28 protein-coding genes, 1 tRNA gene and 2 pseudogenes are annotated in these 25,592 nt (G+C 71.2%); 10 read left to right on the top strand and 21 right to left on the bottom strand.

The features are described 5' to 3' along the window. Positions 1–3 precede the first annotated feature (3 nt). From Mco01_RS40365 to Mco01_RS34785, 5 genes and pseudogenes are all read left to right on the top strand, one after another. A pseudogene (locus Mco01_RS40365) lies at positions 4–279 on the top strand (replication initiator); the annotation flags it as partial. A 68-nt stretch (positions 280–347) separates the two neighbouring features. Then, positions 348–1,100 (top strand): replication initiator, encoded by a 753-nt coding sequence (locus tag Mco01_RS40360; protein WP_344057006.1) that lies wholly within the window; start codon positions 348–350, stop codon positions 1,098–1,100. Next, positions 1,097–1,342 (top strand): excisionase family DNA-binding protein, encoded by a 246-nt coding sequence (locus Mco01_RS34790; protein WP_204061071.1) that lies wholly within the window; start codon positions 1,097–1,099, stop codon positions 1,340–1,342. Before Mco01_RS40360 ends, Mco01_RS34790 begins: the two co-directional genes overlap by 4 nt. Positions 1,343–1,385: 43 nt before the next feature. Further along, positions 1,386–1,496: pseudogene (locus tag Mco01_RS40540) on the top strand (hypothetical protein); the annotation flags it as partial. A gap of 9 nt (positions 1,497–1,505) precedes the next feature. Then, the gene (locus Mco01_RS34785) at positions 1,506–2,501 is read left to right on the top strand and encodes a tyrosine-type recombinase/integrase (protein WP_486348087.1); all 996 of its coding nucleotides are present in this window, start codon (positions 1,506–1,508) and stop codon (positions 2,499–2,501) included. Between the two features lie 59 nt (positions 2,502–2,560). On the opposite strand, the gene Mco01_RS34780 is transcribed toward Mco01_RS34785, so the two are convergent. The 6 genes from Mco01_RS34780 to Mco01_RS34760 form a co-directional block, all read right to left on the bottom strand. Then, positions 2,561–2,633 (bottom strand) — tRNA-Ala (locus Mco01_RS34780). Positions 2,634–2,729: 96 nt separating this feature from the next. Beyond that, complete coding sequence (locus Mco01_RS34775) at positions 2,730–3,446, bottom strand: HAD-IA family hydrolase (RefSeq protein WP_239104138.1); 717 nt, start codon at positions 3,444–3,446, stop codon at positions 2,730–2,732. Between the two features lie 39 nt (positions 3,447–3,485). Then, complete coding sequence (locus Mco01_RS39445; RefSeq protein WP_211264163.1) at positions 3,486–3,605, bottom strand: DLW-39 family protein; 120 nt, start codon at positions 3,603–3,605, stop codon at positions 3,486–3,488. 359 nt (positions 3,606–3,964) lie between these two features. After that, positions 3,965–4,360 (bottom strand): ATP-binding protein, encoded by a 396-nt coding sequence (locus Mco01_RS34770; RefSeq protein ID WP_204061068.1) that lies wholly within the window; start codon positions 4,358–4,360, stop codon positions 3,965–3,967. A 135-nt stretch (positions 4,361–4,495) separates the two neighbouring features. After that, entirely contained in the window at positions 4,496–5,401 is a 906-nt protein-coding gene (locus tag Mco01_RS34765) for a Sco1979 family transcriptional regulator (RefSeq protein ID WP_204061067.1), read from the bottom strand. A 56-nt stretch (positions 5,402–5,457) separates the two neighbouring features. Further along, positions 5,458–5,718: a DUF397 domain-containing protein gene (locus tag Mco01_RS34760; protein WP_204061066.1), complete on the bottom strand. Its 261-nt coding sequence runs from the start codon at positions 5,716–5,718 to the stop codon at positions 5,458–5,460. Between the two features lie 249 nt (positions 5,719–5,967). Here Mco01_RS34760 and Mco01_RS34755 point away from each other — a divergent pair, with 249 nt between their 5' ends. From Mco01_RS34755 to Mco01_RS34745, 3 genes are all read left to right on the top strand, one after another. Further along, the gene (locus Mco01_RS34755) at positions 5,968–6,429 is read left to right on the top strand and encodes an ATP-binding protein (protein WP_204061065.1); all 462 of its coding nucleotides are present in this window, start codon (positions 5,968–5,970) and stop codon (positions 6,427–6,429) included. Positions 6,430–6,579: 150 nt separating this feature from the next. Continuing rightward, positions 6,580–7,416 carry an SAM-dependent methyltransferase gene (locus Mco01_RS34750; RefSeq protein ID WP_204061064.1) on the top strand — a complete coding sequence of 279 codons (837 nt, stop codon included), beginning with the start codon at positions 6,580–6,582 and terminating at the stop codon, positions 7,414–7,416. Positions 7,417–7,652: 236 nt separating this feature from the next. Continuing rightward, positions 7,653–7,997, top strand: a complete 345-nt coding sequence (locus Mco01_RS34745; RefSeq protein ID WP_204061063.1) for an STAS domain-containing protein — start codon at positions 7,653–7,655, stop codon at positions 7,995–7,997. 3 nt (positions 7,998–8,000) lie between these two features. On the opposite strand, the gene Mco01_RS34740 is transcribed toward Mco01_RS34745, so the two are convergent. From Mco01_RS34740 to Mco01_RS34720, 5 genes are all read right to left on the bottom strand, one after another. Further along, positions 8,001–8,825 (bottom strand): SRPBCC family protein, encoded by an 825-nt coding sequence (locus Mco01_RS34740; RefSeq protein ID WP_204061062.1) that lies wholly within the window; start codon positions 8,823–8,825, stop codon positions 8,001–8,003. Next, a complete protein-coding gene (locus tag Mco01_RS34735) occupies positions 8,822–9,157 on the bottom strand; it encodes an ArsR/SmtB family transcription factor (protein WP_239104137.1) in 336 nt (111 codons plus the stop codon). The genes Mco01_RS34740 and Mco01_RS34735 overlap by 4 nt, the downstream gene beginning before the upstream one ends. 51 nt (positions 9,158–9,208) lie before the next feature. Next, positions 9,209–11,032 carry a glycoside hydrolase family 15 protein gene (locus tag Mco01_RS34730; protein ID WP_204061060.1) on the bottom strand — a complete coding sequence of 608 codons (1,824 nt, stop codon included), beginning with the start codon at positions 11,030–11,032 and terminating at the stop codon, positions 9,209–9,211. A gap of 238 nt (positions 11,033–11,270) precedes the next feature. Further along, positions 11,271–12,215, bottom strand: coding sequence for an aldo/keto reductase (locus tag Mco01_RS34725; protein ID WP_204061059.1), 945 nt, complete (start codon positions 12,213–12,215; stop codon positions 11,271–11,273). A gap of 11 nt (positions 12,216–12,226) precedes the next feature. Further along, entirely contained in the window at positions 12,227–13,072 is an 846-nt protein-coding gene (locus Mco01_RS34720) for an NAD(P)-dependent oxidoreductase (RefSeq protein WP_204061058.1), read from the bottom strand. A gap of 102 nt (positions 13,073–13,174) precedes the next feature. On the opposite strand from Mco01_RS34720, the gene Mco01_RS34710 reads away from it, so the two are divergent. After that, positions 13,175–14,590, top strand: a complete 1,416-nt coding sequence (locus Mco01_RS34710) for an NUDIX hydrolase (protein ID WP_239104136.1) — start codon at positions 13,175–13,177, stop codon at positions 14,588–14,590. Between the two features lie 69 nt (positions 14,591–14,659). Here Mco01_RS34710 and Mco01_RS34705 read toward each other — a convergent pair whose 3' ends face one another. The 9 genes from Mco01_RS34705 to Mco01_RS34665 all read right to left on the bottom strand — a co-directional run bounded on the left by Mco01_RS34705 (position 14,660) and on the right by Mco01_RS34665 (position 23,912). Further along, positions 14,660–14,950: a hypothetical protein gene (locus tag Mco01_RS34705; RefSeq protein WP_204061057.1), complete on the bottom strand. Its 291-nt coding sequence runs from the start codon at positions 14,948–14,950 to the stop codon at positions 14,660–14,662. Between the two features lie 106 nt (positions 14,951–15,056). Next, positions 15,057–15,950, bottom strand: a complete 894-nt coding sequence (locus Mco01_RS34700; RefSeq protein WP_204061056.1) for a carbohydrate ABC transporter permease — start codon at positions 15,948–15,950, stop codon at positions 15,057–15,059. Further along, positions 15,950–16,855 (bottom strand): carbohydrate ABC transporter permease, encoded by a 906-nt coding sequence (locus Mco01_RS34695; RefSeq protein WP_204061055.1) that lies wholly within the window; start codon positions 16,853–16,855, stop codon positions 15,950–15,952. The genes Mco01_RS34700 and Mco01_RS34695 overlap by 1 nt, the downstream gene beginning before the upstream one ends. A gap of 117 nt (positions 16,856–16,972) precedes the next feature. Beyond that, complete coding sequence (locus tag Mco01_RS34690) at positions 16,973–18,298, bottom strand: ABC transporter substrate-binding protein (protein ID WP_204061054.1); 1,326 nt, start codon at positions 18,296–18,298, stop codon at positions 16,973–16,975. 283 nt (positions 18,299–18,581) lie between these two features. Next, entirely contained in the window at positions 18,582–19,589 is a 1,008-nt protein-coding gene (locus Mco01_RS34685; protein WP_204061053.1) for a hydroxyacid dehydrogenase, read from the bottom strand. Next, on the bottom strand, positions 19,586–20,278 hold the full coding sequence (locus Mco01_RS34680) for a ThuA domain-containing protein (RefSeq protein WP_239104135.1): 693 nt from the start codon (positions 20,276–20,278) through the stop codon (positions 19,586–19,588). Before Mco01_RS34680 ends, Mco01_RS34685 begins: the two co-directional genes overlap by 4 nt. After that, the gene (locus Mco01_RS34675; RefSeq protein WP_204061052.1) at positions 20,248–21,681 is read right to left on the bottom strand and encodes an aldehyde dehydrogenase family protein; all 1,434 of its coding nucleotides are present in this window, start codon (positions 21,679–21,681) and stop codon (positions 20,248–20,250) included. The genes Mco01_RS34680 and Mco01_RS34675 overlap by 31 nt, the downstream gene beginning before the upstream one ends. A gap of 100 nt (positions 21,682–21,781) precedes the next feature. Next, entirely contained in the window at positions 21,782–23,005 is a 1,224-nt protein-coding gene (locus Mco01_RS34670; protein WP_204061051.1) for an ROK family transcriptional regulator, read from the bottom strand. A gap of 55 nt (positions 23,006–23,060) precedes the next feature. After that, positions 23,061–23,912, bottom strand: coding sequence for a helix-turn-helix transcriptional regulator (locus Mco01_RS34665; RefSeq protein ID WP_204061050.1), 852 nt, complete (start codon positions 23,910–23,912; stop codon positions 23,061–23,063). Positions 23,913–24,044: 132 nt separating this feature from the next. Here Mco01_RS34665 and Mco01_RS34660 point away from each other — a divergent pair, with 132 nt between their 5' ends. Next, positions 24,045–24,932 carry an NAD-dependent epimerase/dehydratase family protein gene (locus Mco01_RS34660; protein ID WP_204061049.1) on the top strand — a complete coding sequence of 296 codons (888 nt, stop codon included), beginning with the start codon at positions 24,045–24,047 and terminating at the stop codon, positions 24,930–24,932. A 28-nt stretch (positions 24,933–24,960) separates the two neighbouring features. Here Mco01_RS34660 and Mco01_RS34655 read toward each other — a convergent pair whose 3' ends face one another. After that, the gene (locus Mco01_RS34655) at positions 24,961–25,587 is read right to left on the bottom strand and encodes a DJ-1/PfpI family protein (RefSeq protein WP_204061048.1); all 627 of its coding nucleotides are present in this window, start codon (positions 25,585–25,587) and stop codon (positions 24,961–24,963) included. Positions 25,588–25,592 lie beyond the last annotated feature (5 nt).

The raw sequence follows: 25,592 nt of genomic DNA, 5'->3' as shown, positions 1-25,592 counted from the left end.
CAGATGACCAAGACCACCCTTGGGCGTACCTTCACCGGCTCGGACGGCAAGACCTACCGGCCGTCGATGTTCGTAACCCTGACGCTGCCGTCCTATGGGCGGCTACTAGAGGGTGCGCCCCTCGACCCCGACCGCTACGACTACGCGCGGGCGGCCCGCGACGCCCTGCACTTCTCAAAACTGGTGGACCGCTTCGTGCAGAACCTTCGCCGGGTGGCGGGATATGACGTGCAGTACTTCGCCACGGTCGAGCCTCAGAAGCGGCTCGCACCTCATCTGCACATGGCGATCCGCGGGACCCTTCCGCGTGCGGAGCTGCGGCAGTCATCGCCGCCACGTATCACCAGGTGTGGTGGCCCTCGACTGATGACGTCCGGTTCGAAGGGGAGCACCTGCCGGTCTGGGAGGACGGGGCCGGCTACCTCGACCCGACCACGGGGGAAGTGCTGCCGACTTGGGAACAGGCCCTCGACCGGCTCGACCAGGACGACGGGGCGGAACCGCTGCACGTGCTCCGCTTCGGCGATCAGCTCGACATTCAGAGCGTGCTCGCCGGGACGCCGGATGCCGACCAGCTCATTCAATACCTGTCGAAGTACCTGACCAAGTCCCTCGGTAACGCGCTCGGCGCTGATGACCCTCGTCGGAAGGCTCATGCCGAACGGCTGCTGGAGGCGTTGCGGTTTGAGCCGTGCTCGCCGGCCTGCCCGAACTGGCTGCAGTACGGGGTGCAGCCCAAGGGTGCCAAGCCGGGGATGGCTCCGGGCCGGTGCAAGGGTAAGGCGCACAAGCCCGACCACCTCGGCTACGCGGGCCGCCGCGTCCTCGTCTCAAGGAAGTGGTCGAACAAGACCCTGAGCGAGCACAAGCAGGACCGGCGCACGTGGGTTCTGGAAGCGCTCGGTGTCCCTGACGAGCCGGTCGATCCCCACCGCTACATCTGGCGGCCGGTCAAGCCCGGTGACCCAGACCTGGCCCCGATTGGCGTACGGCTCCTGCGCTCGGTCCACGAACGCCAGCGCTGGCGCAACCACATGAACCGACTCGAAGCCCAGGCAGACGGCAGAGATTTTTCGGCAACTGAAGGGAGGGCCGCATGACGAATACAACCTCGCCCACTACGCCGCTCCCGCCCGAGGCTCAAGGCCGTCTTCTCCGCGTCGAAGAGGCGGCCGAACGGCTGAACACCTCGGTTCGGTTTCCTCGTCGGCTGATCGCCGAACGGCGTATCTTCTTCGTCCGCGTCGGCCGTAGCGTTCGCATTCCCGAGGCCGCTCTCGAAGCGTTCATCGCAGCCGGGCTCGTCGAGCCGATGAAGGCCCCGAAGGGACGAGCGGCCTGATGGCGAACAGAGACGGTCACCGGCGTTTCGGCAATATCGCAAGCGAGAGTCCGGCCGCTTTCAGATTCGCTATCCCGGCCCGGATGGGCGGATGCATACCGGCCCAATCACCTACGCCACGCGGACCGAAGCAGATCGCGCGCTGACCCTGATCGAAGCGCAGATGATCTCAGGGGAGTGGACGGACCCCGATCGCGGGAAAGTCCTGCTCGCCGACTACGCCCGGACGTGGATCAAGGAGCGTCCTGGCCTGCGGCCCAAGACGGTTGAGCTCTACACCTGGCTCCTGGACCGGCACATCGTCCCGGGCCTGGGCGGTGTCGCCGTGGGCAAGCTGACGACGCAGATGATCCGGTCGTGGCGGGCCAAGCTCATCGACAACGGTGTCTCGGTGTCCACCGCGGCCAAGGCGTATCGCCTGCTGCGGGCCGTACTGATGACGGCCGTCGAAGAGGACAAGCTGCTCAGCCGGAACCCCTGCCGGATCAAGGGCGCGGACAACGAGCAGACGCCGGAGCGGCCCATTCTCACCGTTGCCCAGGTCTTCGAGCTGGCCGACAAGATGGCCGACCGGCGCTTTCGGGCGCTGATCCTGCTGACCACGTTCGCCAGCCTTCGATGGGGCGAGGTGATCGCCCTGCGGCGGTCGGACATCGACCTCAAGGCGCGGACAGTACGCGTGCGGGAACAGCTCATCGAACTGGACGGCGGAGACATGGTGCTCGCACCGCCCAAGTCGCGCGCCGGCAAGCGCACGGTCAGCATCCCCTCGGCGATCGTCCCGGCGCTGACCGACCACCTGGCCGAGTTCGTCGGCCAGGCCGACGAGGCGTTCGTCTTTCTCGGCAAGCGAGGCGGTTACCTGCGCGGTGGCAACTTCCGGCGAGAGGCCAAGTGGGCGCAAGCGCTCAAGGAGCTGGGCGTCAAGGGCCTGCACTTCCACGACCTGAGACACACCGGGAACACGCTCGCCGCGCAGTCGGGCGCGAGCCTCGCCGACCTCAAGGCACGGATGGGCCACGACAGCGACCGGGCCGCGCTCATCTACCAGCACGCCACGCGCGACGCCGACCAGAGAATCGCCGACGCACTAAGCGCCCGTGTCGAAGCCGACCGGAAGGCGGCCAACCGCAAGAAGGAGAGCAGTGCTGAGAGCTAATGGCCCGTTAATGGCCCGGACACCGCTTCCCAAACTCAGGGAGGCGGTGTTTTTCGAGGTGGAGCCTAGGGGATTCGAACCCCTGACTTCCTGCTTGCAAAGCAGGCGCTCTGCCAGCTGAGCTAAGGCCCCGAGTCAGCCGTACCTGCGCAAACGCGCAGATCGTCATGCTGTCGGTCGCGTACACCGTAGCAACAGCGCGCGCCGGCGCGCCACTCGATACGCGGGTCAGCGCGCGGAGGCCCGGGCCTCGGAGGCGGGCGCGTCGGCACCGAGGAGGAGGGCGGGGAGGTCGGCGATGGAGTCGAGGATGTGGGTGGCGCCGCCCCCGAGGAGGCGCTCGCGACTGTGCACACCGGTCAGGACGCCGGCGACGACGGAGGCGCCGGCGCGGCGGCCGCAGAGCATGTCGCTCTCGGAGTCGCCCGCGACGGCCACGTGCCGCACGTCCTCGACACCGGAGCGCAGGACGGCCGTCAGGACCATGTCGGGGTAGGGCCGGCCGCGGCCCGCGTCCTCCGGGCAGAGGGCGAGGTCGAACTTGTCGGCCCAGGGGAGGGAGCCCAGCACGCGTCCGAGGGTGGAGCGGCTGAACCCGGTGACGAGGGCGATCCTCACACCCGCGTCGCGCAGCTTCTCCAGGGCCTCGACGGCGCCGGGCGCCGGGACGAGCCCGGTGCGCTCGATGGCGCCCTCGAAGGAGCGCTCGAACGTCAGGTTGGCCGCCTGCGCCTGCGCCTCGTTGCCCGGGAAGATGCCCCGGAAGACCTCGATCTTCGGGCATCCCCGGGACCTGTGCACATGCACCATCGCACGGGCATAGGCACTGGTCCCGGGAACGATGCCCTGCGTGGCGATCGCCTCGGCGAACGCCCGCTCGACCATGTCGATGTCGCTGATCGTGGTGCCGGCCAGGTCGAGACAGGCCAGCTTCACGGGCGTCACTCCCGTTCCTTCGCCACGATCACGCACCATTCCGTGTGGTCAGTTCTCGCTACCGGTGGCCTCGGTCCACAGGTCCAGCTCGGCGCGGTCGGCCTGGACCTTACGCCAGACCAGGAGCCCACCGAGGGCGACCAGGGCGAGAACAAGCAGCTTCTTCACGGTGTGACCCCACTTCTCAACGGTCTCACCTGCCGGGTGAGACAACGCCCGGTTCTTCAGTTCCCTGCAGCCTAGCAAGGCTTCGGCGCCCAGCCCGGATTGCTCCGAATTCCGGTGGACCGAATCATGGAAAGCGGCGTGCCCGCCGGGTGTGCGACACGTTCCGTACGGCGGGTGGGTGAGATCAGAAATGCCCAGCTCGCGTCGGAGCTAACCCTCGCGGACCGGGACGGGGGGCGGGGTTGGGGGTGCAGTTTCGGACGGCGGTCTCCGGCTCCGCTCACAGCGGAAGCTATCGGAGCGCCCGGGACCCGCGCAGGGAGGTCACGGGTACGCGTGTCACCCGAGGGGCGCCCGGATCAGGCGAGAGAGGCGCAGAGGCGGACGGCGGTGCCGTCGGATCCCGTACGGACCGTCAGATCGGCCAAGCGGTTCATCAGCCACAACCCCCGGCCCCCGAAGTCGAACCGGGTGGCCGGCTCGTCCCGGTCGAGGGCCTCCGCCGGGATCCCCGGCCCCTGGTCCGTGATCTCGCAGATGAGCACCCCCGGCTCCCGCCACATGGCGATCCCCCGCGGAGGTGTCCCGTACCGGACGGCGTTGGTCACCGCCTCGTGCACGGCGAGCACGAAATCCTCCAGGGCCATACCCTCCAGCCCGGCCTCCTGCGCGGACACCGTGACGAGATGCCGCACCCGGGTGACCGAACTCCGGTCGAACTCCAGGCTGAGCAGGCTGCCCGTCAAGGTCCTCACCGCCTCCCGCTTCCCAGCACACTGGCACTACTCCATTTACCGCCTATACGCACCTGACACGTATTTTCGGCCACAGCTTGCTCCACCGGGCGCGGGCGTGCGGCATCCAGGCTGATGGGGACGTTAGCGCACAGGTCAAAGCTCCGTCATGACCCGCTGGAGCATCCGCTTCGTGTCCGCCACAGGGTTGGCCTCCAGGCACAGCCGCTCCATGACGGCGAGGTAGCGGTCGGTCTCCTCCCGCTTGTCCAGGTAGATGGCGCTGGTGAGCTGCTCCAGGTAGACCACGTCCGGCACGTCGAGCTCGGCGAAGCGCAGGATGCTGTACGGTCCGCCGGCCGCGGCGTGGCCCCCGACGCTGAACGGCACGATCTGGAGCGTGACATTCGGCAGTGCCACGAGGTCGAGCAGGCGTTCCATCTGGGCGCGCATGACGTCGGGGCCGCCGAGCGGGCGGCGGATCACGGCCTCGTCGATGACCGCCCACAGGTGGGGCGGGTCCGGCCGGGTGAGGACGGCCTGGCGGTCCATCCGCAGCCGCACGCGGCGGGCGATCTCCTCGTCGCCGGCGGTGGGGTGGCCCAGCCGTACGACGGCCTTGGCGTAGTCCTCGGTCTGCAGCAGCCCGGGAACGAACTGCACCTCGTAGTTCCTGATCGAGGTGGCCGCCTGCTCGAGCCCGACGTACGCCTCGAACCAGGACGGGAGGACGTCGTCGTAGTTGTGCCACCAGCCGGGGGCGTTGGCCCGGGCGACGAGCGAGAGCATGGCCTCGCGCTCGGTCTCGTCGGTCACGCCGTAGAGCGTGAGGAGATCGCTGACGTCGCGGAGGCGGAAGCCGACCCGGCCCAGCTCCATCCGGCTGATCTTCGAATGAGAGGCGCGGATGGCCCGCCCGGCCTCCTCCAGCTTGATGTGCCGGCCCTCACGAAGGCGGCGGAGCTGGGTGCCGAGCAGAATGCGCAGGACCGTGGGGCTGCGGTCCGGCAGTGCCGTGAGATTGCGGGGGTGAGGCGCACCCTCCGTGGAGGCCGCAGTCATATGGGGTCCTTCTGGGTGCACCGATGTTTACGCCACGTTCACGATACTCCGCAGGATCAAGGGCGCAAGGTCTGTGAATGCTCAAGTATCAAGTCGTCGAACTCACCGTCTTTCGTCGATTTCAGGAACTCCGCCACCTCACCCGGGTGGTAGACGAGCACCGGACCGGACGGGTGCCGGGAGTTCCGCAGGGCCACCCGGCCGTCGGGAAGCCGGGCCAGCTCGACGCAGTTGCCGTCCGGGTTGCTGTGCCGGCTCTTGCGCCAGCGCACGTCGCCCAGCTGTGAGGCCGGCATTCCGTTGTATACAGCGGTCATATGTGCCCTCATTTCCGCTTTTTCCCGGCCAGGATACGACTTTCGTGCAGTTGCACGTGCATCCGTACTTGCACAGCGGCACCATCGGGAGCACTATGACTAACTGAGTCATCACGCCACATGGCCGACAGCAACCTCATAGGGCTCTCAATGACTGGTTATCGGACAGACCGCGCTTCCCTCGCCGAAGCCGATAGCGAGGGCTGGGAACCCTGGCTCAGCACCCTCACTCAGGTCTTTCCGGACGGCATGCGGTGGCCCTGGGCGCCGGAGGACGACCGGCCCGTCGTGCTGCAGGTCGCGGTCCAGGACTTCCAGCGCGAGACGTTACCCGCCCGCAGCGCGCGGCGGTTCACCACCGGGGTGTTGCGGGCCTGGGCGATGCCGGAGGTGGCCGACGACGCCACGCTCGCGGTCTGCGAACTGGTGACGAACGCCGTCCGCCACGGGCTGCGGCATCCCGCGATCCATTCGGTGCCGGTCCGGCTGCTCATGTTCCGCTCGTGCCGTTCGCTGCTGTGCATGGTCACCGACCCGAGCAGCGACCCGCCGGTCCTCCGTGAGCCCGACTACGTGGCCGAGACCGGCCGCGGCCTCCAGGTCGTCGCCGGAGTGAGCCGCATGTGGGGGTGGACCGCGCTGCGTCCCACCGGAAAGGCCGTGTGGGCCGGTTTCTGTGACGGCAGGGCCAGGATCGAAGCCTGCCGCTGAGGCCACGTCCGCCCGCAACACAACGCAACCCGCCCGCCGCCCACGCCCGCCCTCCTCGACGCGCCGTACACAGCGCGCGGGAATGCCGGTACGGCCGCCTCCACCGGTTCCGCTGCCGTTACTATCGGCATCCGGGCCGAATGGAGGAGCATGCCGGGTTTCACGAGCGTCGAGCCTGCCGGCTTCGATCCGGCCGTCGCCAACGAGGCCCGGGTCTACGACTACTGGCTGGGCGGCAAGAACAACTTCGCCGCCGACCGGGAGGCCGCCGAGCGGGCCATCGCCATCGCGCCCGAGCTGCCGATGATGTGCCGGGAGGGCCGCAGGTTCCTCGGCCGGGTGGTCCGCTTCCTGGCGGCCTCCGGGATCCGGCAGTTCGTCGACATCGGGTGCGGCCTGCCGACGCAGGGCAGCGTCCACGAGATCGCCCGCGAGTGCGCCCCCGACGTCACGGTGGTGTACGCCGACAACGACCCGGTCGTGGTCTCCCACGGCCAGGCGCTGCTGAAGGACGACGAGCGCACCGCCGTCATCAGGGGGGACCTCAGGGACCCCGACACGATCCTCGACCACCCGGACCTGCGCCGGCTGGTCGACCTGGACCGGCCGGTGGCCGTGCTCCTCATCTCCGTCCTGAACGTCATCTCGGACGACGACCTGGTGGCCGCCGTCACGGCCCGCCTGCGTGAGGCGATCGCCCCCGGGAGCTACCTGGCCGTCTCCCACGCGGTCTCCGACATCCGCCCGGAGACGACGGCGAGGCTCGCCGCGCTGTTCCAGGACGCCCGCCTGGTCACCGGCTCCCGACGGCCGCAGGTGCGCAGCCGCGCCGAGGTCGAGCCGCTCTTCGGGGACCTCGAGATCGTCGAGCCGGGCATCGTCCAGGTCATGGACTGGCGCCCGGACCCGGGAAGCCTCCGGCCGCCGTCGGACAAGATGTGGGTGCTCGGCGGCGTCGGCCGCAAGAAAGCCGCCCGGAGTAATTGACGCCCTGTTCAGGGGCCTTATACCGACTTATCCCCACAGACGTTTGATCTTTGGTGAATATTATCTGGTCAAACCATTGACACCTGTACTACCGGACGACGACGCTCGAAACATCCCTTCGTCCTGGACAGCAGGAAGGTACGACTCGTAATGATCACCACGTCCTGCACCGGGATCGCCTTCCCGTCCGTGGGCTCCGGCGCTTCCACCGGCCACCAGCCGCGCCCGGGCCTGGGGTGACCTCGCTTGGAGGCCCCCAGGCGGGGCCCGGCGAGTTCGGTGAGGGAGACGTCCTCTACACCGACCCCCATCTGCGCGTCGTCTGGTCGACGGCCGACTCGTCCCTGCTGCTGAACGGCGAGCTCGACGTGTCCAACAGCGACGCCGTGGGCACGGCCCTCGCGTACGCGCGCGGCGGCTCCGACCCGCTCGTCGTCGACACCGGCGGCCTGCGCTTCGTCGACCTCGCTGGGCTGCGGGCGCTGCTCGCCCCCGGCCCTCTCGGCGACCCCTCCGTCCGGCTGCGCAACGTGCCGCCGTACCTGCGCCGCCTGCTCGACATCCTCGGCCACCCCGCCTGAGGGCTACGGCAGCAGGTCGCGGGCGAGGGCCTCGATGCGGTCCCGCCAGGCGGCGAGCGCGGGAGCGGGGTCGGCCAGCCCCGTCTCGGTGACGGTCAGCCGGGCGCCGTGGCCGGTCCCCTGTGACAGCTCCCAGCGGACCCTCCCGTCCTCCGCCTCCAGCAGAGCCAGGTCCTCCACCCCGCTGATCGTCCCGTACGGGCCGGGGGCGGGCCCGCCCACCCGCGCGGAGGGGCCGCCGAGGCGGCGCCAGACCTCCTCGACGGGCCGGGTGAGCTGGCGCTCGAACCGCACCCGCCAGCCGTCCCCGTCGCGCTCCGCCGTCCCCTCGGCGAGGCCGAAGGCCGCCACGTACGACTCGTGGAGGTGGGGAAAGTTGTCCTCGGGCCGGCGCACGGGCCGGTCGGCGAGGGTCGCCTCCAGCGCGTCGAGGCACACCTGCCACCCGGACGCGTAGCTGGCGGCCGCCGGGCGGTCGTGGAAGACCTGGGTGAAGACGAGCAGGCAGCCGCCCTCCTCCGGGCGCAGCTCGATGCGGATCTCCGTCTCGCCCTCGTAGCGCATGCCGGCGGGGGCGTCCTGCCGGAAGGCGAAGACCCGCGGCCGGTCGGCCTCCGTCACGACGCCGTCCGCCGTGGTGCCGTCGGGGTTGGCGAACCGGATCTTCCCGCCGACCTGGAGGTCCAGCTCGGCGACCGAGAACGGGTACCAGTGCGCCAGTTCGGCGGGCCGCGTGACGGCGCGCCACACCTTCTCCACGGGATGGGCGAGCGTGCGCTCCATGCGCAGGACGGGCCGGCCGCCCTCGGTCGTCAGGGTCTCGTTCACTGGTCGTCCTCCTCGTACGGGGGTTCGTCGGGCATGTCGTCCAGGTGGCGTTCCAGAGCGTCGAGGCTGCCGGCCCACAACCGCCGGTACGGCGTGAGCCACGCGTCGATCTCGGCGAGCGGCTCGGGGCGCAGCTCGTACCACCTGCGCTGGGCGTCGTGGCGGACCCGGACCAGGCCGGCGTCGCGCAGCACCCTGAGGTGCTTGGACGTGCCGGGCTGGGTCAGGCCCAGGCGTTCGGTGAGCTCGCCGACCATCCGGGGGCGCTCCAGCAGCAGATCGAGGATCCGCCGCCGGGTCGGCTCGGCGAGCACGTCGAAGGTCGATGACACGATTCCGAACATACCCGCCGAGTTATATGAACGCAAGGGAATGTGAGCTGGTCATCCCAGGGCGTGGTCGAGGGAGAAGGCCGCGCTGATCAGCGACAGGTGGGTGAACGCCTGGGGGAAGTTGCCGAGTTGCTCCCCGGTGTGGCCGATCTCCTCGGCGTACAGGCCGAGGTGGTTGGCGTAGGTCAGCATCTTCTCGAACGCGAGCCGGGCCTCGTCCAGCCGTCCGGCCCTCGTCAGCGCCTCGACGTACCAGAACGAGCAGATGGAGAACGTGCCCTCCTGGCCCGCCAGGCCGTCCGGGCTGAGACGGGTGTCGTAGCGGTAGACGAGCGAGTCGGAGACCAGTCCGCTCCCGAGCGCGTCGAGCGTCGACAGCCACTTCGGGTCGGTCGGGGAGACGAACTTGGCCAGCGGCATCATCAGGACAGAGGCGTCGAGCAGGTCGCCGTCGAGCTGCTGGACGAACGCCCGCAGCGAGGGCGACCAGCCGCGCCGCATGATCTGCCGGTAGAGGGCGTCCCTCGCCTCGCGCCAGTGGGGCAGGTTCGAGGGCAGTCCGCGGTGGATCGCCATCCGCATGGCCCGTTCGATCGCGACCCAGCACATCAGGCGGGAGTAGACGAAGTTCCTCCGGCCGCCGCGGGTCTCCCAGATGCCCTCGTCGGGCTGGTCCCAGTGGTCGCACACCCAGTCGACGAGCGTGCACACCTCGTCCCAGCGGTCGCTGGAGATCGGGCGGCCCCACTTGTCGTACAGGTAGATGGAGTCGATCAGGGCGCCGTAGATGTCGAGCTGGAGCTGGCCGACGGCGGCGTTGCCCACGCGCACGGGGGCGGAGCCGTCGTACCCCTCTAGGTGGGTCAGCTCGTACTCGGGCAGGTCGCGGCGGCCGTCGATGCCGTACATGATCTGCAGCGGGCCGGTCGGGTCGGCGCCGTGCAGGCCGACGTGCTCGGACAGGAAGTCCATGAACGCCTCGGCCTCCTCGGTGAAGCCGAGCCGCAGCAGGGCGTACACGCAGAAGGCGGCGTCGCGGATCCACACGTAGCGGTAGTCCCAGTTGCGCCGGCCGCCCAGCTGCTCGGGGAGGCTCGTCGTCGGGGCGGCCACGATGCCGCCCGTCGGCTCGTAGGTGAGCAGCTTCAGCGTCAGCGCCGACCGCTGGACCATCTCGCGCCAGCGCCCCCGGTAGCGGGACCCGGCGATCCACCGACGCCAGAAGCCGACGGTGGCCCGGAACTGCTCCTCCGCCTCCTCCAGCGGGCATCCCCGCATGTCGACGTGCTCGTCGAGGCGGTCGAGGGCGAAGACCGCGGTCTCGCCCTCGTGGAGCTTGAACTCCGACACCACGTCCGGCCCGTCGATCTCGAAGGGGGCCGTCGTCGTCAGCGAGAGCGCGAGCGACGGCGCCTGGAACAGCGCGTGGCCGCCGTGCCGGGTCAGCCGGTGGGCCTCGGTGCCGTACCCGAAGCGGGGGGCCATCCGGGCGCGGAACGGCAACGAGCCCCGGACGCAGACCACCCGCCGGATCAGCCGGTGGCGGTCGATCTCGCACCGCTCCTCCCGCACCGGCATGAAGTCCTGGACCTCCCCCACCCCGTCGGGTGCGGAGAACCGCGTGATCAGCACGTTGGTGTCGGGGAAGTAGAACTGTTTGGCCTTGGCCGGGACGCAGGGCGAGAGCGCGAACGACCCGCCGCGGCCGGCGTCGAGGATCGAGCCGAACACGCTGGGGGAGTCGAAGCGCGGGCAGCAGTACCAGTCGATCGTGCCGTCGGCGCCCACGAGCGCGACGGTCCGCAGGTCGCCGATCAGCCCGTGGTCGGCGATCGGCAGATAGCGCGAGCCGTTCGAAAAGCCGGTCTCCCCCATGTCGGCCCTCCCCGCATCCCCCGGGTCCGGGGCCCTGCCGTCGCGCGCCCCGGACCTAAGCCCACGCTACGACGCAGGTCACGGAACCCCGAGGGCGGGCCGCCCGGCCGCGGTCGCGGCAGTGGACGGCCTGGCTCGGCGGTGGACGGTCCCGCTCGTGGCGGGGACGGCCCGGCTCTCGTTGGGAGGACGGTCCCGCTCTCGTTGGGAGGACGGTCCCGCTCGCGGCGGGGGGCGGTCAGGCTGGGCGGGGGGCGATCTCGTCGAGCTCGGCCAGCACCTCGTCGTCCGGCTGCCACGCGGCCGCGGCCACGTTGGCCTTGATCTGCTCGGGACGGGTCGCGCCGGCGATCACCGAGGACACGGCGGGCTGCGCGAGGAGACCGCCGATGGCGACGTCGAGCAGCGTCACGCCCTGCCTGCGGGCGAAGTCGTCCAGCCGCTCGACGACGTCGAAGCGCTCGTCCGTGAGGTACTGCGGGCGATCGGCCAGGCGCGTCCCCTCCGGCGCGTCCGACCCGCGGCGGTACTTGCCCGTCAGCAGGCCGTTGGCCAGCGGGAAGTACGGCAGCAGGCCGATGCCGTGGTGCAGCAGGGCGGGGACCAGCTCGCGCTCGGCCCGCCGGTCGAGCAGGCTGTACTCGTTCTGGGCGCTGACGAACCGCTCGTACCCCTCCGTACGGGCGATCCAGTCGGCGTCGGTCACCTGCCAGCCCGTCAGGTTGGAGGATCCGACGTACCGGACCTTGCCCTCGCGGACCAGGTCGGACAGGGTCGACAGGGTCTCCTCGATCGGCGTCGAGGGGTCGGGGAAGTGCAGCTGGTAGAGGTCGATCCAGTCGGTCTGCAGACGGCGCAGCGACCGCTCGACCGCCTTGCGGATGTAGCGGCGGGAGCCGCGGGCGCCCCAGTCGGGGCCGTTGTCCCCCTGCACGTCGCCGCCGAACTTCGTGGCCAGCACCACCTGGTCGCGGCGGCCCTTCAGCACCTCGCCCAGGTACGTCTCCGACTCGCCGTAGATGTCGGCGGTGTCGATGAGCGTGACGCCGAGGTCGAGGGCGGCGTCCACCACGGCGCGGGTGGCGTCCAGATCGATCCGCCGGCCGAAGTTGTTGGCGCCCAGGCCGAGGGCCGAGACGACCAGCCCCGAGTCTCCAAGCCGGCGGTAGGTCATGTCCGTCATGTCATTGCCTCTCACTGTCGCAGGAGCTCGACCACGGCGGCGATGTCGTGGTCGCTCCATCCCTTTTCGGCCGCCTCCTCATACCGCCTCTCGACGAGGCGGGCGAGGGGGAGGTCGACGCCCGCGCCCGCCGCGAGCATGCGGGCCAGGCGCAGGTCCTTGGCGCCCAGCCGAGTCGTGAACCAGCCGCCGTGGTCCCCCGTGATCAGGTCGTCGAGGCGGCCGTGCAGCATCGGGGCGACCGTCGGCCACTGGAGGAGCAGCGCCCGCGTGAGGCCCTCGTCGAGCCCGAGTGCCTGCGCGGTCGCCACCACCTCGCCGAGCGCGGCCAGCCCCGACATCAGCAGGTAGTTGTTGAGCAGCTTGTACGCCACGGCCGTGCCGGGGTCCTCCCCGCAGTACGCGGTGGAGGAGAAGACGTCGGCCCAGATCGGCTCCAGCCGTTCGACGAGCGCGCGGTCGCCGCCGATCAGCGCGGTCGCCTTGCCCTCGATCACCATCGTGGGCCCGCCCGCGATCGGCGCGGCCACGTAGCTCCTGCCGGGGGCGAGGTCGCGGGCCGCCCGGGAGGCGGCGGGCGAGATCGTGCTCGTGTCCACCACGACCGGCCCGGGCTCGATGCCCCACAAGCGTTCCATCACCTCGCGCACCGCCTCGTCGTCGGCCAGCGACAGCAGCACGGCGTCCCTGCCCGCGGCGGCCGCCTCGGGCGTCGCCGCCTCCTCGCCGCCCGCGTCGAGCACCTCGGCCGCGCGTCCGGGCGTCCGGTTCCACACGGCGACCGCGAAATCGTGGGCGAGCAGCCGCCGGGCCAGCGCCCGGCCCATGCGGCCCATGCCCAGCACCGCAACGCGCATGGTCGTCCCCTTCCGTCGTCTCCCCTCACCGTATTCAGGACGTTGTCCACAGCCGCAGGGGGATCACCCTTGAGGGGCGGGGGATGGGACAGGATGAGGCCCATGACGTCAGTGCGGCACAGCGTACGGGCCCTCCTGTTCGACGGGGACGAGATCGTCCTGTTCAAGCGGCTGCGTCCGGGGCGCGAGCCGTACTGGATCACGCCGGGGGGCGGGGTCGAGCCCGGCGACGCCTCGCCGGAGCTGGCCCTGCGCCGCGAGCTCGACGAGGAGCTCGGGGCGGTCGCCGGACCGGCGCTGCGCGTGTTCACGCTGGTGGAGCCCGGGCATCTGGGCACCGTCTTCGCCTGCCGCCTGGTCTCGATGGACCTGTCGCGCCGCAGCGGCCCCGAGTTCCTGGAGCCGGACATCGGGATCCACGAGATCCAGCGCGTACGGCCGGAGAAGGCGCGCGAGCTGGCCCTCGTGCCCGCCGAGCTGGGGGAGTTCCTGGCCGAGGCCGGTCCGTCGCTGCCCGCGCTGCTCGACTCGGCCGCCTACGCCCCCGGGCGCTTCCGGCCGGTGGTCGACGTGCACCTGCTGCTGCTCCACGAGGGGCGGGTGCTGCTCGGCCGCCGCCAGGGCACCGGGTACGCCGACGGCGAGTGGCAGATCATGCCGTCCGGGCACCTGGAGGAGGGGGAGTCGGTCGTCGGCACCGCGGTGCGGGAGGCCCGGGAGGAGCTGGGCATCGAGGTGGCGGGATGCGAGGTGGCGCACGTGATGCACCACCGCAACGCGGGCGGCACCGCGCGGATCGGGCTGTTCCTCACGGCCGCGACGGTCACCGGGACGCCGGTGAACGCCGAGCCGCACAAGTGCGCGGAGCTGGCCTGGTTCCCGCTCGACCGGCTGCCCGAGCGCACGGTGCCGTACGCGCGGGCCGGCATCGAGGCCGTCCACGCGGGGTCGGCCTTCAGCCTGCACGGCTGGGAGCGGCCCGGCGCGCGGGATCTGGGCGCGGAGGCCGTCCGGGCCGGGTTCTCCGAGGTGACGGTCTGCCTCGTCGGCCTGCGCAGCGACGCGGTGCTCGTGCTCTCCGACGCCGAGACCGACCGCCTCCCCTCCGCCGTCGTACGGCCGGGGGAAGGGGTGGAGGACGCCCTGGCCGGGCTGGGGACCGACGGAGAGGCCAGGTTCGTGGGGGCGGACGACTACGTTTCAGCGTCCGGCCTCCCCGGCCGCCGCCTCGCCTTCACCGCGCCGCTGCCGCACGAGGCGGTCGCCGCAGCGGAGGGAGCAGCGCTGGTCCAGGCGGCGGCACCCGGTGAGACGGCGGGGGTTCAGGCGCAGGTTCAGGCGCAGGTTCAGGCGCAGGTTCAGGCGGGGACCGATGCGGCGGACGAGCGCCGGGCGCCCGGTGAGGCGGTGCGCCGGCTGATTCCGATCGCGTCGCTGGACGCGGCCCGCCTGCCGCACTCCGAGCGCATGTTCGTCGCGGAGGCCCTCGGACGGCCGGCCGCCTCCGGCTCACCGTGAGCGCGCGTTGTTCCCGGACGTCGTCCACAGCCTGTGGACGACGCGACGGCCCGGCGAGGCGGAAAGGACCTAGCTCGCCATGCGGCGGGCGGCCTCCTCGGTGAGCCGCACCACATGGGGGGCGAGGTCGGGCCGCCCGTCGAGCAGGTCGAACAGGCGGGCCCGCCAGGCGCCCGCCTCGATCGACACGGCGTCCTCGGTCTGCAGCCGGCGCCGGGTCTCGGCGAGATTCGTCTGATACCTGGCGCCCAACTGCTGTCCGACGGCTTCGCTGAGCCACCAGTAGGTGTCGGCGCTCGCGGCGGCCACGAACACCCGAGCACTGTCCCATGCCACGCGGTTCTTGTGCATGACGCCCATGCCCGGAAGGTACGCCCGTCCGCGTATCGCGGCAATGACTTCGCGGCGAATCCGCCCGCTCGTTGCGGACGGGCCGCCACGCCCGCCCACAGCCCCGATCAGGCCGCTACTTCAGGGCGCCGGTGACCAGGTCGATCCGCCAGTAGCGCTGCAGCGACAGGAACAGCGCGATGACCGGGATCACCGACAGCAGGGTGCCGGTGATGACCAGGGAGTAGAGCGCCGCCTCGTCCGCGCCGTGCCGGAGCATGCTGTACAGGCCGACCGTGAGCGGGAACTTGTCGTCGCTCGTCACCATCACGAAAGGCAGCAGGAAGTTGTTCCAGATCACGATGAACTGGAGCAGGAAGACCGTGACGAGACCGGGCCCCATCAGCCGCAGCCCGACCGAGCGGAACAGCCGGAACTCGCTCGCGCCGTCCATCCGTCCCGCCTCCAGCACGCTGTCGGGCACCGAGGCGGCGGCGTAGATCCGGCACAGGTAGATGCCGTACGGGTTGAACAGCTGGGGGAGGATGATCGAGGCGTAGCTGTCGTTGAGCCCGACCTTCGACAGCAGGAGGTACTGCGGGATGGCCAGCACGATCTGGGGGAGCAGGACGCCCGCGAGGATCGCGTTGAACAGCAGCTTCCGCCCTCGGAACGCGTACTTCGCGATCGCGTACCCGGCGCAGGCCGAGACCGTCGAGGCGGCGAGCCCGCCGATCGTGGCGTAGAGGAAGCTGTTGAGCATCCAGTGCCAGTAGACGCCGCCCCCGTACGACGACAGGTCGCGGACGTTGCCGGCGAGGCCGCCGCTGAACGAGGGCAGGTAGGTCTCCGTCGAGAACAGCTCGGCGGGCGACTTCGTCGACGCGATCAGGATCCACAGGGTGGGGACGATGCAGTAGAGCGCGCCCACCACCAGCGCCACCGTGGGGAGCAGGGCCACCCGGCGGCGCCGCCCGCTCCGCGAGGCACCCGTGCGCCCGATGCTTCCCGCCGCCGTCACCGCGGTCATCATTCGCCCTTCCCGGCCAGGTCGGCGCGCGACTGCACCATGCGCGCGGCGGCGAACGACACGATCAGCACGCCCGCGGCGAAGACGATCGAGGTGGCCGCGGCGTGGTAGATGTCCGCGTTGACGAACGCGTCCGTGTAGATCTTCATCAGCGGGACCCAGTCGGAGGAGATGGCGTTGGACAGGGGCTTCAGCGTGTTCGGCTCGTTGAACAGCTGGAGCGCCGCGAGCACGGTGAACAGCGTGCACATGGCGACGGCCGGGAGCACCATGGGCACCTTGATCCGCAGCGCGATCTGCGTCTCGGAGGCGCCGTCGATGCGGGCCGCCTCGTAGATCTCGGGTGGCAGCGCGCGCAGGGCGGTGAAGATGACCACCATGTTGAAGCCGACCCCGCCCCACACGCAGATGTTCGCCACCGAGAAGAACACCTGCGTGGAGCCGAAGAAGTCGACGTAGTGGCCGCCGATGGGGCTGGTCGCCGGCAGGTACATGAAGCCCCACAGCAGCGTGGCGATCACGCCGGGGACCGCGTACGGCAGGAAGATCGACAGCCGTGAGAACCGGACGAGCCGGGCCCGCGGCGTGTCGAGCAGCAGGGCGAACAGCAGCGCCAGGCCCACCGTGACCGGGATGACGATCGCGCCGACGGCGACCATCCGCAGCGTGCTCGTCCACAGGGCCGAGTCGCCGAGCACGCTCCGGTAGTTGTCCAGCCCGGCGTACACCACCTTGCTGGTCGAGCCGAGCAGGCCGCCCGTGACCTTGCGGGCCTGGAAGCTGAGGACCAGGGCGTAGACGCCCGGCGCCAGGACGAACAGCAGGAAGAGCAGCACCGCCGGCAGGACCAGCAGGTACGGGAGGCGGTGGGATCTCCGCCTCGATGTCGCAGCAGTTGTCACCATGTCGTCGATCGCCTTACCCGGGCCCTGCCGGCGGAGGAGATGGTCGGCCGGGGCCCGCCCTCGCGGACCCCGGCGGCTCTCAGGTGAAGGTCCCGTGGGGCCTCACGTCTGGGGAGGTCAGCTGAGCGAGAAGCCGAGCTTCTTCATGTCCGCCACGGTCGCGTCCTGCATCTTGTCGAGCGCTCCGCTGAAGGGCGTGCCGGACTGCAGCGCCGCGCCGAACGCGTCGGTGTAGCTGCTGAAGGTCACGGTGACGTTCGGCCCCCACATCGAGAACGCGCGGGCGGACGGCGCGGCCTTCCCGACGACGTCGTAGTAGTCGGCCTGGTTGGGGAGGAACGGCGGGGCCGACTTCAGGGGCGGAAGCGAGCGGCCCGAGGTGGAGGCCGGGTAGACGTTGATGTTCTCGATCTGCGCGCTGACCGCGGCGTCGTCGGTGTTCAGCCAGGCGGCGAACTGCGCCGCCTCGGCCGGGTGCTTGGAGTCGGTCGTGACCGTCGTCGCCGAGCCGCCCCAGATGCCGGTGGTGGGGTCGCCCGCCGTCCAGGCCGGGAGCGGGGCCACCGCCCACTTGCCCTTGGTGGCCGGGGCGATCCCGCCGAGCTGGGCCGGAGCCCAGGCGCCGGAGATCCAGGTGGCCAGGGTCCCGTCATTCATCTGCTTGTTCCACTGGGGAGAGAAAGAAGGATTTTTCTGGACGATGCCGCTTTTGACCAGATTCTCCCAGTAGTCGGCCACCTTCTTCGAGGGGGCCCCGTTGATGTCGACGTGCCACGACGTTCCGCTCGTGGTCCACCAGTCGGCCCCCGCCTGCTGGACGAGGCCGGTGAACCAGCCGGGGTCGCCGGCGTCGAAGTTCGTCATGTACACCTTCGGCGCCTTCTTGTGCAGGTCGGCCGCCGCCTTGGCGTACTCGTCCCACGTGGTGGGGACGTCGATGCCGTACTTCTTGAACACGTCGGTCCGGTAGAACAGCATGAGCGGCGCGAAGTCCTGCGGGATGCCGTAGACCTTGCCCTCGAAGCGGGTCGACTTCAGCGTGACGTCGTCGAACTTGGTCACCGTGTCCTTGGTCAGGTCGGTGATGTCGCGGACGACGCCGCCGGAGACGAGGGCGGGCAGCGACTGATACTCCACCTTGGCGATGTCCGGGCCGTTCTTGGCCTGGTGGGCCGTGATCATCTTGCTGACCAGCTGGTCGCCGCCGGCCGGGTTGGCCAGGGTCACATGGATGTCGGGGTGGGCGTCGTTCCAGAGCGCCACCACCTTGTCCATGTTGGGGTCCCAGTCCCAGAACGTCAGATTGACCGGGCCGGCGGCGGCCGAGGACGCCCCGGAGGCCGGAGCCGGGGCGGTCGAGCCGCTCTCGCTGCCGCCGCAGCCCGCGGCGAGCAGGACGCCCGCCAGCATCACGCCCGTGAACCCTGCATGGCTCGCTTTCATCGCCATTCCTTCGCTTCCGTGTGCTACGAACCGGGGACCCTGGAGACCCTGGACAAGGCCGGAAATGCCGTCTTCTCGAGGAGGGTTCGAGGACGATTCGCCAGACCCGCGGGTCGCCGTATGAAGCGCCGACCACGTCGGCCCAGGCTTTGTACAAGACTTAAGGTAAGTCTCTAGCCATTGGCCGTCAACACATCCGAAACATTGATACAGGGCTGTTTTCTGGCGGCGTCCGCGCTGATCCGGCCGCCGCCGGTCGCCCCTCGACGGCGCCGGCCACGCGTCAGGCCGTGACCGACAGGACCGCGAGGTCGACGGGGTGGCCCAGGGGGTGGCCCGCCACGACCCTCGCCACCTCGTCCACGGCGTGCGATCCGAGTCGTACGAGCTCCGTGCCGAGGGACCCCGCGACGTGCGGGGTGAGGACGACGTTGGGCAGCTCCCACAGCGGCGACCCCGGCGGCGTGATCTCGGGCTCGGTGACGTCGAGGACCGCCCGGATGCGCCCGCGGCCCAGCTCGGCCACCAGGGCGTCCTGGTCCACCAGCGATCCCCGTGCCGTGTTGACGAGGGTGGCGCCCGGGCGCATGGACGCGAGGAGCGCCCCGGTCACCATGCCGCGCGTCGCCTCGACGGCGGGCGCGTGCAGCGACACGACGTCGGACGCGCGGAACAGCTCGTCCAGGGACACCAGGCGCGCGCCCAGCGCCGCCGCCCCGGCCTCGTCCAGGTACGGGTCGCTGACCAGCACCTCCAGGTCGAACGGGCGGAGCAGCTCGGCGACCCGGCGGCCGATGCGGGAGGCCCCGACCAGGCCCACGGTCTTGCCGTAGTTGCCGATGCGGGGGAACTCCTCGATCAGGTCGATGGCCGAGCGCCGGGCGCGGTACTGCCTGGCCAGGTCCGGCACGGCCTTGTTGGCCAGCAGGATCACGGCCAGGGTGTACTCGGCGACCGGCACCGCGTTCGCGTCGGCCGCCGAGCTCACCGCGATCCCCCGCTCGAACACCGCGGGGGTGACGTGGGCCTTGACCGTGCCGGCCGCGTGGACCACGGCGACCAGGTTCGGCGTGGACGCGAGCGCGATCTCGTCGATCACCGGGCTCCCCCATCCGGTCAGCAGGATCCGCGCCCCGGCCAGCCGTTCGCGCTCCTCGCGGGTGGTGAAGCCGGTGAGCGGCGGCCCGGGGTCGCCGCCCGCGACGGCGCGCAGCCGGTCTCCGCACTCCCCCGGGAACAGCCGGGACGGCAGGTTGGGGAACATGGCGAGCACCACGCCCGCGGCGTTCATCGTGCGGCCCAGAGCAGGCCGCGCTCGGTGAGCGTGCGGACCGTCGGCGGCGTGAGGTCGGCGATCCGGTGCCCGATGGCGGAGAAGAAGATCTTCCCGGCGCCCCAGCGGCGGGTCCAGACCACGGGCATGTCGACCGGGTCGCCCCCGTGGCCGCCGTTCCCGGCCTCGATGGAGGTGCGGGCCAGAACCGTGCTGTGGGAGTCGGTGAGCATCCAGTACTGCTCGGTGGTGACGTCGAAGTCCCCCAGCCCGGCGACGATCGGGTGGTCCGCGTGCTCGGGGACGATCGTGACCCGGTAGTCGAGGAAGTCCGGCGGGTGGTGCAGGAACAGGCCGCCGACCATCCGCAGGTAGTCGAGGCTCTCGTTGAACGTCCCCACCACGCCGCCGTGCCATCCGGCGAACCCGGTGCCCGCGTGGACCGCCGAGACGAGGCCGGCGCACTGCTCCGTTGTGAGCGTTCCCATCGACCAGCACTGGACGATCAGGTCGGTGGCGGCCAGCAGCTCCGCGTCCCGGTAGACGTCCAGGTCCTCACTGATCGTGACCGCGAAACCGGCCTCCTTCAGCGACGGCAGGAACAGGTCGGTCGCCTCGACGGGGACGTGGCCCTCCCAGCCGCCGCGGACGATGAGCGCCCTGCGCTCGCTCCCGCTCACGCCCGGCCCGCCGGGTCGGCCGTCCACGCCGGGAGGGTCAGCGGGGTGCGCTGCACACCGATCCACTGGCGGCGCGTGAAGCCGGGCATCTGGTTCTCGGCGCCGTGCCGGGCGTGCGCGTCGTTGACGTGCACCTCGCCGGCCTGCAGCAGCTCCGCGACCCGCATGCCCCGCATGAGATCTGCGGTGAAGACCGAGTTCATCAGCATGGGGTGGCCGTTCGTCAGCGCGATCGCCTCCTCCTCGTCCTCGACCACGGTGATCGGGATGACGGGCCCGAAGATCTCCTCGGTGAACGCCGGCATCTCGGGGGTGACGCCGGTCAGCACGGTCGGCCGGTAGAAGAGGCCGTCGTACGTGCCGCCGGTGACGAGCTTCGCCCCCATGGCGACCGAGGGCTCGACGATCCGCTGGTGCACCCGGTCCCGCTGGGCCACGCTGATCAGCGGCCCGAGCTCGACCTCGCCGCTCATCGGGTCGCCCACGCGCAGGGCCTCCACGCGCCGGGTCACCGCCGCGACGTACTCCTCCGCGACGTCCCGTACGACGATGTGGCGACTGGAGCTGATGCACGTCTGGCCCTGGAACTCCAGCGACGCGATCATGGCGCTCGACGCGGCCAGCTCGACGTCGGCGTCGTCGAGGACGAGGAACGCGTTATCGCCCCCGAGCTCCAGCCGGATCGGGCGCAGCTCGGCCGCTGCGGCGGCGGCGATGGCGAGACCCACCGAGCGCGAGCCGGTGAAGTCGACCAGGTCGAACCCGCGGTGGGTGGCCAGCGCCCAGCCGGCCGAGGGACCGTCGCCGGTCACCACGTTGAGGACCCCGGGCGGCAGCCCCGCGTGGTCGGCGGCCTCGGCGAGCACCTGCCCGCCGATGACCGGCGACAGCTCGGCCGGCTTGAGCACGATCGTGTTGCCGAACGCGAGGCCGGGCGCCACCGCCCGCATCGCCAGGTTGAGGGGGTAGTTCCACGGCGTGATGACGCCGATCACGCCCAGCGGCACGACCCGCGACAGCGACAGCTTCCCGGCCTTGTACGGCGGCAGGATCTCGCCCGCGTTCTCCGTGGCCTGGACGGCGGAGATGTCGAGCTGGCGGATGCCGGTCGACACCTCGTCCTCACCCTTGGCCCGTACGCCGCCGGTCTCCCGCATGCTCTGGGTGACGAGCTCCTCGTAGTGCTCGCGCAGGTAGTCGGCCATCTTCCGCAGATAGGAGGCCCGCTCGGGGGCGGCGAGGGCGGCCCATCCCGGCTGCGCGGCCCGAGCCGCGGCCACCGCCTCGTCGACGTCACGCTCGTCACCGAGGGCGTAGCCGCCGATGCGCGCACCGGTGGCCTTCTCCTCCACGTCGCCGACCTGGCCGGATGCCGACGGCCGCCACGCTCCGTCGATGTAGAGGCGGCTGTCGGCAGGACGTGACGTCATCTGAACTCCGAGGGGATCTCCGGTGGCGCTCCGCACCACGGTCAGGGTACTTAGTCCATGACTTAAGTTAAGTCCCTTCGGCAAAACGGTCAATCGGCGCCTATGCGGTAGCCCGCTGGAGGGGGAAGCCGCCGTTGGCGAGGACCTGCATCACCGGCAGCGTCGCGGCGCCCATCGCCACGGCCTCCGTCCCCAGCTCGCCCAGCTTGATCCGTACCTGGCCGTGCAGGTAGGTGAGCGCGTGCCGGGTGGCCGTGTCCCGCACGGCGGGCAGGATGGCGGGCCCGAGCATGGCCCCCGCCCACCCCGACAGCACGACCAGGTCGGGGCTGAGCAGGTTGACGAGGTTGGCGATGCCGATGCCCAGGTACTTCGCGGTCCTGCCGAGGATCTCGGCCTCGGGGCCCGGACCCTGCGCCGCCCGTTCCACCAGCTCGGCGAGCCGCCGTTCGGTGTGGTCGCTCTCGAACGACCGGGCGCCCGGGAGCGACAGGTAGTCCTCCAGGATGGTCTCGGCTCCGACGTACGCCTCCAGGCAGCCGCGCGAGCCGCACCGGCACGGCCGGCCGTCCACGTTGATGACCGTGTGGCCCCACTCGCTGGTCATGCTGGTGGCGTCGCGGAGCGGGTCGGCCGCCGTGGTGACCGCCGCGCCGACGCCGACGCCGATGAGGGCGACGACCGCCCGGCTCGACCCCCGGCCGGCGCCGCGCCACATCTCCGCCTTGCCCAGGGTGCGGGCGCAGTTGTCGATGTAGAGGGGGACGGAGACGTCCCGGCGCATCAGGTCGGCGAGGGGGGCGGCCGACCAGCCGAGGGTCGGCGCGTAGACGAGCTCGTGGGCCGCGGTCGCCACCGCGCCGGGGACGCCGACGCCGACGCCGAGCAGGTCGGCGGGGTTCAGCCCGACCTCCGCGGTCACCTGGTCGATCCCGGCTACGACCAGCCGGGCCACCGCCTCCGGCTCCAGGCTGATGCCGGCGATGGGGTAGGTGGCCGTCGTGATCGTGTCGAGCGTGTAGTCGAACAGGCCGATCTGGACGTGCGTCTCGCCGATGTCCACGCCGACGACCCTGCCGAAGTCGCCGCGCACGCGGATGAGGGTGCGCGGGCGGCCGCCGTCGGACCCGACCAGCCCGGCCTCCTCGACGACGCCGTCGCCGATCAGGTCGGAGACGACGTTGCTGACGGTGGCCGAGCTCAGGCCCGACTCCTTGATCAGGTCCTGCCGGCTCAGCGGCCCCTGCAGGTACAGAGACGACAGCAGGGTGGAGCGGTTGTGGCGACGCAGGTCGCGTGTCGTCTGCTGCACCGCGCGTTTCACACTGTGGATTCTGCCAGAGCGGAATTCGTGTCAGAGATCCGGCCGACGCCCGATGTCAGGCGTCGACGTCCATGCGCTGGGTGCCGATGACCTTGAGCAGCTGGAGCGTCCGGTACGCCTCGGTGCCGGGCTCGGCCGTGAAGATCACCACCTGCTGGTCCTGGTCCGGAACGCTGAGCACGTCGTAGTCGAGCTCGATCGGCCCGACCTCCGGGTGATGGACCGTCTGCCGGTGGTGGTGCTCGATGTCGAGCTGGTGGGAGCTCCAGAGCCGGGCGAACTCCTCGCTGCCCTCCAGCAGCTCTCTGATGAGCGTCTTCAGCTCGCGGCTGTCCGGATAGCGGGCCACCGCGACGCGCAGGTACCCGATCGCCGTGAGCGCGAACCGTTCGGGATCGCCCATGCCGTACGAGCGGTGACGGCTGTCCGGATGGAGGAAGTAGCGGCGGATGACGTTGCGCTCGCCGCCCGGCAGGGCCGAGAAGTCCTCGAACAGCGCCGCGGCCAGCGGGTTCCAGGCGAGCACACGGCAGGTGGGGTCGACGACGATGGCCGCCGCGTCCGTGAGCCGGTCGATCAGGTTCAGCGTGCCGGCGGGCACCTCGCGGGACGGCCCCGCCCGCCGGTCGTCCTCGAGCTCCCCCGCGAGCGCGAACAGGTGGGCCCGTTCCTGGTCCGACAACCGCAGGGCGCGGGCGATGCCGGCGAGCACGCCCCGGGACGGACGCCGGCCCCGGGCCTGCTCCAGCCGGGTGTAGTGGTCGACCGAGATGTGGGCGAGCTGCGCGACCTCCTCGCGGCGCAGTCCCGGGGTGCGCCGGCGTGGACCGCGCGGCAGGCCCACGTCGGACGGCGCGATCCGCTCGCGCCTGCCGCGCAGGAACTCCGCCAGGGCCAGTCTGTCCATGCCGTCACCGTACGCGTCCCCCGGGCGGCCCAGCCATGGACCCATGGTCCCTGGCTGCGCCGGCCGCCCCCGCGCACCGTGGAGGAAAGGGTCCGGCACGGAGCCGGGCACCACGGAAGGAAGCGGCACACGATGCACGTGTTCATGACGGGGGCGACCGGATACCTGGGCGGGGTCGTCGCCGAGCACCTCCTCGGCGCCGGGCACACGGTCTCGGCGCTCGCGCGGTCGGAGGGGTCCCGGGAGCGGGCCGGGCGGCTCGGGCTCACCGCCGTCGCGGGCGGCCTGGAGGACCTCGACGTCCTGCGCGCGGCCGTGGCCGGCGCCGACGCCGTGGTCCACACGGCCGTCGACTACCTGAACCCCCGGATGCCGGAGATCGAGCGGAACGCCCTCGGGGCGATGCTGGACGGGACCGACGGCGGGCGGCCGTTCGTCTACACGAGCACCGGGCTCGTCTACCCCGACACCGGCGGCGTTCCGGTGGACGAGGACCACCCGGTCGACCCGGCGGCGTCCCCCCAGCCGTACAAGATCCATGGCGAGCGGGCCGTCCTCGCCCACGAGAAGGCGGCGGGGATCGTCGTCCGCGCCGCCCTCGTGTACGGCCGGGGCGGCTCCGGCCTGCTGGAGGGGATGATCGGCGGGGCGAGGGCCCGGGGAGCGGCCACCTACATCGGCGAGGGCGCCAACCGCTGGTCGTCGGTGCACGTGGACGACCTCGCCCGGCTGTACGTCGCCGCCGTGGAGCGGGGCACCGGCGGCACGGTCGTCAACGCGTCCTCCGGCGAGCCGGCCTCGATGCGCGAGATCGCCGAGGCCGTCGCCCGGATCACCGCTACCCGGGCTGTCTCGATCACCTTCGAGCAGGCGGCCGAGGCCCTCGGCCCGTACGCCGCGGTGCTCGTCCGCTCCTCGCCGCTCGACGCCTCCCGGGCCGAGCGGCTGTTCGGCTGGCGGGCCACCGCGAAGGGCCTGCTCGACGAGCTGACCACCGGCTCCTACGCCGCGGCCGCCTGAGACCGGCGACGGCCGCCGAGCGCCGCCGTCACCGCCGCAGACTGCGGGCGAGCAGGTCCCTGGCCTCCCGAGGGGCCTTGTCGGGCGAGCCCGCGTCGAACGGCGGGCGCGGGTCGTACTCGATGGCGAGCTGGACGGCCTCGGCGGTCGTCCGGTCCGTGAGCAGCTCCACCAGCGACAGCGCCATGTCGATCCCGGACGACACCCCGGCCGCGGTCACGATCTTCCCTTGGAAGACGACGCGCTCGGGCGTGTAGGAGGCGCCGAACGACTCGAGGAGGTCGGCGGCGTTCCAGTGCGTGGTGGCGGGCAGCCCGTCGAGCAGCCCCGCGGCCGCCAGCAGCAGGGACCCGGTGCAGACAGAGGTCGTCCAGGTCGTCGTGCCGTGCAGGCGCCGGATCCAGCCGAGCAGCGCGTCGTCGTGGACGAGCCCGCGAGTGCCCGGGCCTCCGGGGACGAGGAGCAGGTCGCCGGAGGCGATCTCGGCGAACGCCGCCTCGGCGGTGAGGGTGAGCCGTCCGGCCCCGTCCCTGACCGGGCCGGGCGTGGCCGCGGCGAACACGATCTCCGCGTCCGGCAGGAACCTCAGGACCTCGTACGGTCCGACGACGTCGAGCGCGGTGAACCGGTCGAACAGCGGCATGACGATGCGCATCGGGA

This window comes from Microbispora corallina (genome assembly GCF_016863035.1).
Classification (GTDB): Bacteria; Actinomycetota; Actinomycetes; order Streptosporangiales; family Streptosporangiaceae; genus Microbispora; species Microbispora corallina.
This window is presented reverse-complemented; position numbering and strand designations above follow the sequence as displayed.